The organism is Dankookia rubra (genome assembly GCF_004355005.1).
Lineage (GTDB): Bacteria > Pseudomonadota > Alphaproteobacteria > Acetobacterales > Acetobacteraceae > Paracraurococcus > Paracraurococcus ruber_A.
In genome coordinates, this window is record NZ_SMSJ01000164.1 from 1 (window position 1) to 7,258 (window position 7,258).

At 62.1% G+C, this 7,258-nt stretch carries 5 protein-coding genes and 3 pseudogenes; 6 read left to right on the top strand and 2 right to left on the bottom strand.

Annotated features, from left to right (window positions below; all coding sequences use genetic code 11):
• The 3 genes and pseudogenes from E2C06_RS40040 to E2C06_RS34715 form a co-directional block, all read left to right on the top strand.
• Positions 1-288, top strand: a 288-nt coding sequence (locus E2C06_RS40040) for a hypothetical protein (protein WP_241671605.1), incomplete at its 5' end; no start/stop codon positions are given.
• A gap of 74 nt (positions 289-362) precedes the next feature.
• Positions 363-545 (top strand): annotated as a pseudogene (locus E2C06_RS41000) (IS3 family transposase); the annotation flags it as partial.
• A gap of 28 nt (positions 546-573) precedes the next feature.
• On the top strand, positions 574-1,194 hold the full coding sequence (locus E2C06_RS34715) for an IS3 family transposase (RefSeq protein ID WP_133293114.1): 621 nt from the start codon (positions 574-576) through the stop codon (positions 1,192-1,194).
• A gap of 40 nt (positions 1,195-1,234) precedes the next feature.
• On the opposite strand, the gene E2C06_RS34720 is transcribed toward E2C06_RS34715, so the two are convergent.
• Together E2C06_RS34720 and E2C06_RS40045 are read right to left on the bottom strand one after the other, a co-directional pair.
• Complete coding sequence (locus tag E2C06_RS34720; RefSeq protein WP_133293115.1) at positions 1,235-2,509, bottom strand: nSTAND1 domain-containing NTPase; 1,275 nt, start codon at positions 2,507-2,509, stop codon at positions 1,235-1,237.
• Positions 2,510-2,655: 146 nt separating this feature from the next.
• A pseudogene (locus E2C06_RS40045) lies at positions 2,656-3,625 on the bottom strand (IS630 family transposase); the annotation flags it as partial.
• A 620-nt stretch (positions 3,626-4,245) separates the two neighbouring features.
• Here E2C06_RS40045 and E2C06_RS34740 point away from each other — a divergent pair.
• The 3 genes and pseudogenes from E2C06_RS34740 to E2C06_RS34750 form a co-directional block, all read left to right on the top strand.
• Positions 4,246-5,283 carry a UDP-glucuronic acid decarboxylase family protein gene (locus tag E2C06_RS34740; RefSeq protein ID WP_133293119.1) on the top strand — a complete coding sequence of 346 codons (1,038 nt, stop codon included), beginning with the start codon at positions 4,246-4,248 and terminating at the stop codon, positions 5,281-5,283.
• 93 nt (positions 5,284-5,376) lie between these two features.
• Positions 5,377-6,819 carry an exopolysaccharide biosynthesis polyprenyl glycosylphosphotransferase gene (locus E2C06_RS34745; protein WP_133293120.1) on the top strand — a complete coding sequence of 481 codons (1,443 nt, stop codon included), beginning with the start codon at positions 5,377-5,379 and terminating at the stop codon, positions 6,817-6,819.
• 136 nt (positions 6,820-6,955) lie between these two features.
• Positions 6,956-7,144: pseudogene (locus E2C06_RS34750) on the top strand (IS481 family transposase); the annotation flags it as partial.
• Between the last annotated feature and the right edge of the window lie 114 nt (positions 7,145-7,258).

The window sequence follows — 7,258 nt, forward strand, 5'->3', positions numbered from 1 at the left end:
TCGAGCTTGAACGCGTCCGGAAATAACCGCCGCTGTCTATTGCTCTCCGCCATCGACACCTCCCAGGCTCCTCAGCCTATCAAAGGTGTCCGTGAAAGCGGGACAGGCCCAGTCGGCATCGACTGGTGTTGCGACGACCGCCTGGCGGCCGGCTCGGCCGAGGCGTTGGCCGCCCGCAAAGCAGAGCAGGCGGAAACGCAGCGCCTGAAGCGCGAGGTGAAGCGGCTCGAGGAGGAGGTGGAGATCCTCCGCAAGGCGGCGGCTTTTTTCGCCAAGGGGGTCGCGTGACGACGTTCAGCTTTGTGTCGGCCGAGCGGGTGAACCACGCCGTGGCCACGCTATGCCGGGTGGTCGGCGCGAGCGTGAGCGGCTTCTACGCCTGGCTGCGCGCGATCCCCGCCGTCCAAAGCCGCGCCGAAGCGGAAGCCGAGCTGCGTGAGCGGATCGGCCGCGTCTTCGCCGCTCGCCGGCGGGTCTACGGCTCGCCAGGCGTCCACGCCGAGCTCCGCCGAGAAGGGCTGCGGCATTCGCGCCGGCGCGTTGAACGGCTGATGCGCGGTCCAACGCACTGCGTTGGACGGGCTTTCGGCTCGCCGGGGCCGCCGCCGCACACCTCGCACCACGGACAGCTGCCACGACCTGCCGGTCGCCCCCAACCTGCTGGCGCGGAACTTCACCGCGGAGAGACCGGACCAGGTCTGGCTGGCCGACATCTCGTATATCCCGACCGGCGAGGGCTTCCTGTATCTTGCCGCGATCAAGGACATGGCCACGCGCGAGATCGTCGGCTGGTCCATGGCCGACCACCTCAGGGCCGAGCTGTGCATCGGCGCCCTGGTCATGGCCATCCAGCGGCATCGCCCGCCACGTGGGCTGGTCCACCACGGCGACCGCGGCGTGCAATACGCCTCCGAGCCGTATCGCGCGGTGCTGGAGCGGCACGGTATCACGCAATCCATGAGCCGCCGCGGCAACTGCCTCGACAACGCGCCGATGGAGAGCTTCTTCGCCTCGCTCAAGACGGAGAACGTCCACCAGGTCCGTTTCCGCACCCGCGACGAGGCGAGGACGGCCGTGTTCGAATACATCGAAATCTTTTACAATCGGCAACGTTTGCACTCGGGCGTCGGCTACCGCACCCCGGCCGAGGTGCGGGCCAGCATGGAAGCGACCACCATGCGCTCAGCCGCATGACGCTCTGATCTTATCCCTCCACTCCGCGGGGGGAAGTCCACTAGCGCAAAAGCACGGTGCGCAGAAGTACTAGCTGTTGCAGCATTGATTCTGTAAAGACGAAGAGGTCAGGGCATCCGCCCCGAACTGGCCGAATCGCATCCACGTTCAGCACCCGTTGCCAAGCCGCCCGATCGACCTGAAGTCCCGCCACACGCATGAAAAGTCCATCAGGAACAGCTTGAAAGCGCCCGAGCTCGTCCTGTGACCCTGCAGCCGCTGCACGCAATACGGACAGTGCTCGCGCGTCACGTTCCGCATTCGTGGCTAGGTTATAGAGAACAAGTATGCGCGGGTCTGCCTCGATAGCCGCGGTCTCAATTGCAACGAGCAGGTCACTACCCAGGATTGTGGTGCGCCCGTTATCGAGGGCCGCTTGTCCTGCGCGTAGCGCAAGAAGTTGCGCGATGTACGGTACGCCGCGCGCCAGCTCCGCGATGCATGTCCGAGCAGAGGCAGAAAAATTTAGGCGCGACTGGGCGGCGCCGCGTTCCACGAGCTGTTCCACCTCTGCCGGCTTGAGCAAGGGTAGTGCCACACGCGTGACGCAGCGTTGAATGGATGGATGCCGGCCAAGCAACGCCTCGGGGCTGTCAGAAACGCCGATAATCATAAATAAGACCGGAATGCTTAGGTCCGAGAGCTGCTTAATGGTGTCAGCAACCGCTGTACGTGTATCGTCGTCGGTGATCCGATCAAATTCGTCTACAAGCAGTATTACCTTACCGTTCAACCTGCCACAAACCGCCGGAAGATCGCTCGGCTGAAGCGGACGCGGTGGCAGCAGGCCCGCTATACCATCATCATTGCCGTATCCGGCTCGACCTCGGCCAGATACCCAATGCGACATGTCATGAAAAAGCCCACGCATGATCGTATCAAAATCGCTGGTGGTCGAGCAGACGTAGCGTGCGATGTTGAATGAGGCCGTTTGTGCCTGTGCCACAACAAGGTTGGCCAGAGAGGTTTTACCGCGGCCACGCTCGCCGAAGATGACAACGTGCGACCGGTCTTCGAGAAGTGCACGAGTGATGCGGAGGCACTCGGCCTTACGGCCTATGAAGGATGCGCTTTCATTGCCGCCGAATAACTCCACTTTGAGGCCGGCGAGCGGGCGTGTTGGCGTGAATGCATCCGCTAAACGCTGCCGTAGGTTGAGAAACGTTCTGCGGCGTTCACCTTCGGCATCGTGTGTTACGGCTTCCGAAACTAATCGCTCGACGTCTACATTGGAGCGATTATTAGGGGTCTGGAAAAAATTACGAAGCACCGTCATCACTACGTCGTCCCTTGATTGATACCTCTTCTAACCCAAACATCTGGTGTTTTCCTTTTAATACAGCTTGGGTGATCTTGAGCTACGCAGCGTGGCGGAAAGTCTTGTCCGAAGAAGCTGCGAACGCGGTCGGGCAGCTTCGACTACTGTCGCATATGCCGGACGAAAGCGTGCTTGAGTTGCCCCTTGCTGCGCGCCGGCTTTTGACGGGTTACTGCCTGCTTTAGGTCGTCGTTAACACCCTCATCCGGGTTCAGCTCCGGGCTGTAGCCGGGCAGGTAGGAATACCTCGATCTCGACCTCCCGCTCAATGACCCAGTTGCGGACCTTGACCAAGCGGTGGACCGGCAGGCGGTCAAGGATGAGGAAGACCTTGCTGGTGGCATCCCGGACCAGCCGAGCGAGGACGCGAAGCAGGTACGCTGCCTTGATGGCTTCGTCCAGCACCAGCCAGCGCAGTCCGCCCTTGTTGGTCACTGCCGACATCAGGCCGAGTTTAGCCCGCCGGTGGTTGACCTGCGCCTCCGGCGTGCGGCCAGGCGGCGCATAGCCGCGGCCGCGCACGTCATCGGAGTGCAGGCCGGTCTTGTCATCCCAGAAAATGGCGCCGCCCTTGGCTTTGGCGCGGGTAGCGATTTCGGGATAGGCCCGCCGCAGCCAGCGCCGCACCGCCGCAGGATCCTGCTCGTAGGCCCGCCGCAGCAACCTCTAGACGGTCAAGCCCCAACGTGCCAGGTAAGTGCCCCTGGTGCGGACCGCCAGCCGCGCCCCGAACCGCTTCCGGATCAACTTCTACACCGCCACCCGGCTCCACGGCGCAAACTGCAGGCCCAGCTCATTCGGCGTGGGCCGCCGGATCAGGTCGCCGGTCTTCGCATCTTGCTCAGCGTCGAGGAACCGGCCGTAACCGGGTTCCGGCCCGCTCTGGCCGGTCATCAGCCCGACCGCGCCCCGCTCGGCGTAGCGCCTGACGAAGTCGAATACTCCAGTGGGGGGCAGCCCAACCTGTGCCGCGATCGCGTCATAGGTCATGCCGGCCTGCCGGAGCCCGATCACCTGTCGCCGGCTTTCCTCTTGCGCCGCCACCGGCAGCTTGCGCTTGTCCACATGCTTCATACTTTATACCACCAACCTGGAGCAGTCCTATCCGCCCTCAAGACCGCCCAAGCCGAATCAATAATTGCAGAAATCAAAGCGGGTCGACATGGCCAAGCGTTATTGTCTTTGCCCAATCCGTACCGTTTGGCTGCCCAGCCAAGTGTACGACTTTGCAGCGGACGTCGACGACCTTGGCCGGCTGGCAGCGAACCGCGTGTGGACCCTTGATCGTCACAATAGAGCCTCGGCCCGGGAGGTCCTGAAACGAAGTTGCATGAACTGCACATGGATCACGGCCAAATCGATCTAAACTAGCCGCAATACACGCATCGCTTGTAGTTTCCTAGTGGAATTCCGACTACAGATTGAAAGTAACGTAACTTTGCGGCTCCTTCAATTTGGTTCGCCCGAGTCTGCGGTTGCTAAACACATTAGGAGCAGGGACATTGCCTCAAGAAAATAAATGTATGACGGAGATCGTTATGCCTACCTGATACGGTCATAAGCTCAGTCTGTCGCGCCAATGAAGGGTTTCCCAAAATGGTTAGTAAGCTCGCGGTGATTACGTTTTTTTTAGTGAGTCGGCGTTGCTAATCTCCTCACAGTTGCTAATCTCCTCACACTGAACAGGTCGTCTCATGTTTGGAAGCAGATTGCGCGTTCTCGTAACCGGGGGGGCGGGTTTCATCGGCTCGCATCTCTGCGAGCGTCTGTTGCGAAAAGGCCATGAAGTCCTTTGCTTGGATAATTACTTCACCGGAACTCGGTCAAATATTGCGGCCCTCATCGGTGATCCGATGTTTGAAGCAGTTCGTCACGATATTACATTTCCATACTATGCCGAGGTCGATCGTATCTTCAACATGGCGTGCCCGGCCTCACCGATCCATTATCAATTCGACCCGGTGCAGACCACGAAGACGACCGTGCATGGCGTCATCAACATGCTCGGTTTGGCGAAGCGCACCCGCGCGCGCATCCTGCAGGCCTCCACAAGCGAGGTTTATGGTGACCCGGTCGAGCACCCGCAGCGCGAGGAATACTGGGGTAACGTTAATCCGATCGGCCCACGCGCCTGCTACGACGAAGGTAAGCGCTGCGCCGAGACGCTTTTCTTCGACTACCACCGGCAGCACGGCATCGACATCAAGGTGGCGCGGATATTCAACACTTACGGGCCGCGGATGCATCCCGCGGACGGCCGCGTGGTCTCCAATTTCATCGTCCAGGCGCTGCGCGGCGACCCGATCACCATCTATGGCGATGGCCGGCAGACGCGGTCTTTCTGCTACGTCGACGACCTAGTCGACGGCTTAATACGTCTGATGGACACGCCGACGGGCGTGACCGGACCACTGAACCTGGGTAATCCCGGAGAGTTCAGCATGCTCGAACTAGCCGAGGCTGTGCTCCGGCTGACGCAATCGAAATCTCACCTCATCTTCCAGCCGCTTCCGACCGACGATCCGAAGCAGCGGCAGCCGAACCTCGACCGAACCCGCGCCACACTGGAAGGTTGGCAGCCGGTGACGCCGCTCGAGGAAGGCCTAAAGAAGACCATTGCCTATTTCCGCTTGGCCCTCGGAATCGACCCAATCGGCAACAGTATGGTCGCAACTCGACCACCGCGCTCGGTCGTGGCTGCGCCGTCCGGGCCGGAAATGACCGGCTCCTGATGGCAGCGCGCGCCAACATTTAAAGTTGCAGTGTCACTGCGGCCCGTGAGGGATCATTGACAATTTGCTCGACTCGGCGATGGAGGGCTTCCCGTGAGTGACCCGATCAAGCTGGGCGCCGATGACGATCTTCGGCGTTTGCTTGAACAACCCGTCTTTGCTCCGCGCCCACGGCGACCGCTCATCGCCAACGCCTATCGATTCCGTCTCTGTGTCGCGCTGGCGGATGCGCTTCAACTGATGGTGCTGGGCCTGATCGTGCGGCCGGCCTTCCCCGCGGCGGCGGCGACCTTCTCGGCGGGCCAGACGGTACAGCTGGGACTGCTTGCAGCCATGCTGGCCGTTGCGGCACGCCTTGCCATGCGACCGCCCGGGCAGATGGGCCAGGAGGACACCTACGCGACCGCAAGTCGCGCCTCGCTCGCCGATTTCCTGGCTGTCATGATAGTCGCCTCGCTCTGCTGGATCACTCTCTCCCAGTCGATCACGCCAAGCCCCCAGGGGCGGACGGCGTGGTTTGTCGCCTGGGCGATCGGCGCGAGTTGCGGAGCTGCGGGCTTGCGTCTCGCCGGGGCGAGAGTCGCGGTTCGGCTTCAGAGTGGTCGCAACGCACTGATTATCGGCACGGCCGACCAAGCTCGGGCGATCGTCGCACAATTGTGCGCCGGGCCGCCAGCCCAGTGGAGAGTCGCCGGTAGTTTCGACGACGCCGCGCCGGGCGCGATCGACGCTGCGGTCGAGCTCGTTGTCCGCGGCACTATCGACGTCGTCATCGTCGCCGTAACGGGACCCAATATGTCGGAACGCGTGGCGAAGGTCGCCAACCGACTTGCCGGCCAGCCGGTCCGCATCAGCCTGGCATTAGACACGCCAAGTTTGCAGTGCAGCCATCGCTTGGCGTTCCTCGACCTCGCCGACGACCCGCATGCTGGTTTTGCAGGAATTGCGAAGCGTGCGCTCGATTTGCTACTGAGCGGGTCCGCCCTGCTCCTACTCTCGCCTTGTATGATGCTCGTCGCGCTCGCCATCAAGTTGGACTCGGTGGGCCCGGTCCTCTTTCGCCAGTGGCGCTTTGGCGTCGGCTGCCATCCCATTGAGGTCTTGAAGTTCCGCACCATGACAGCCGAGGCGCGCGATATCACAGGGGAACGCTTCACCCAGGCACGCGACCCGCGTGTCACACGGCTCGGCCGCATTCTCCGGCGGACCAGCATTGACGAGCTGCCGCAGCTCTTGAACGTGCTGCGCGGTGATATGTCGCTGATCGGCCCACGGCCGCACCCGCTGCATATGCGCGTCGGCAGCGACTACTATTTCGAGGCGGTGGCGCGCTACCGCCTCCGCCATCGCATCCGTCCGGGATTGACCGGCTGGGCCCAGGTCAATGGCTCACGCGGTGCAGTCGACACGCTCGAGAAGGCGCATCGGCGCGTCGAGCTAGATCTCTACTATATCGAGAACTGGTCATTGTTGTTGGATCTCCGGATCCTGGCGATGACCGCCATGGGTGGCTTCCTGTCGCTCGATGCGGATTAGCCGCGGGCGATACGCGGGGTCCCAGGCTTTGGCTCCGGACTTGGGGGCGTGGCCTGGGGAGATGTGGTTGCCGGCCCTGTTGGCGATGCCTGCATGAGGCGTCGCCGATCCTGCGACCGAGCCGCTCTCTCGCGTGGTGACCATCCGCGGCACCGAGTTCTGCGGCAGCCCAGAGCGGCACGAGTACCAGCTCTACCTCGCGACCGAGGACATCGACCACACCAAGACGAAGGCCAAAAGCCCGCAGACGAACGGCATCTGCGAACGCTTCCACCCCACCGTGCTCGACGAGTTCTACCGCACAGCCTTTCGCAAGAAGGTCTATCTCAGACCCCGTTTGCGAAGGGGTGATGGCACTCGTCTGACGGGCTGATCCTGACCCCTTGGGCGGCGTTGCGGGCGGTTTCCTGCTTGGAGACCGCCATGTGGACGCCGGCTG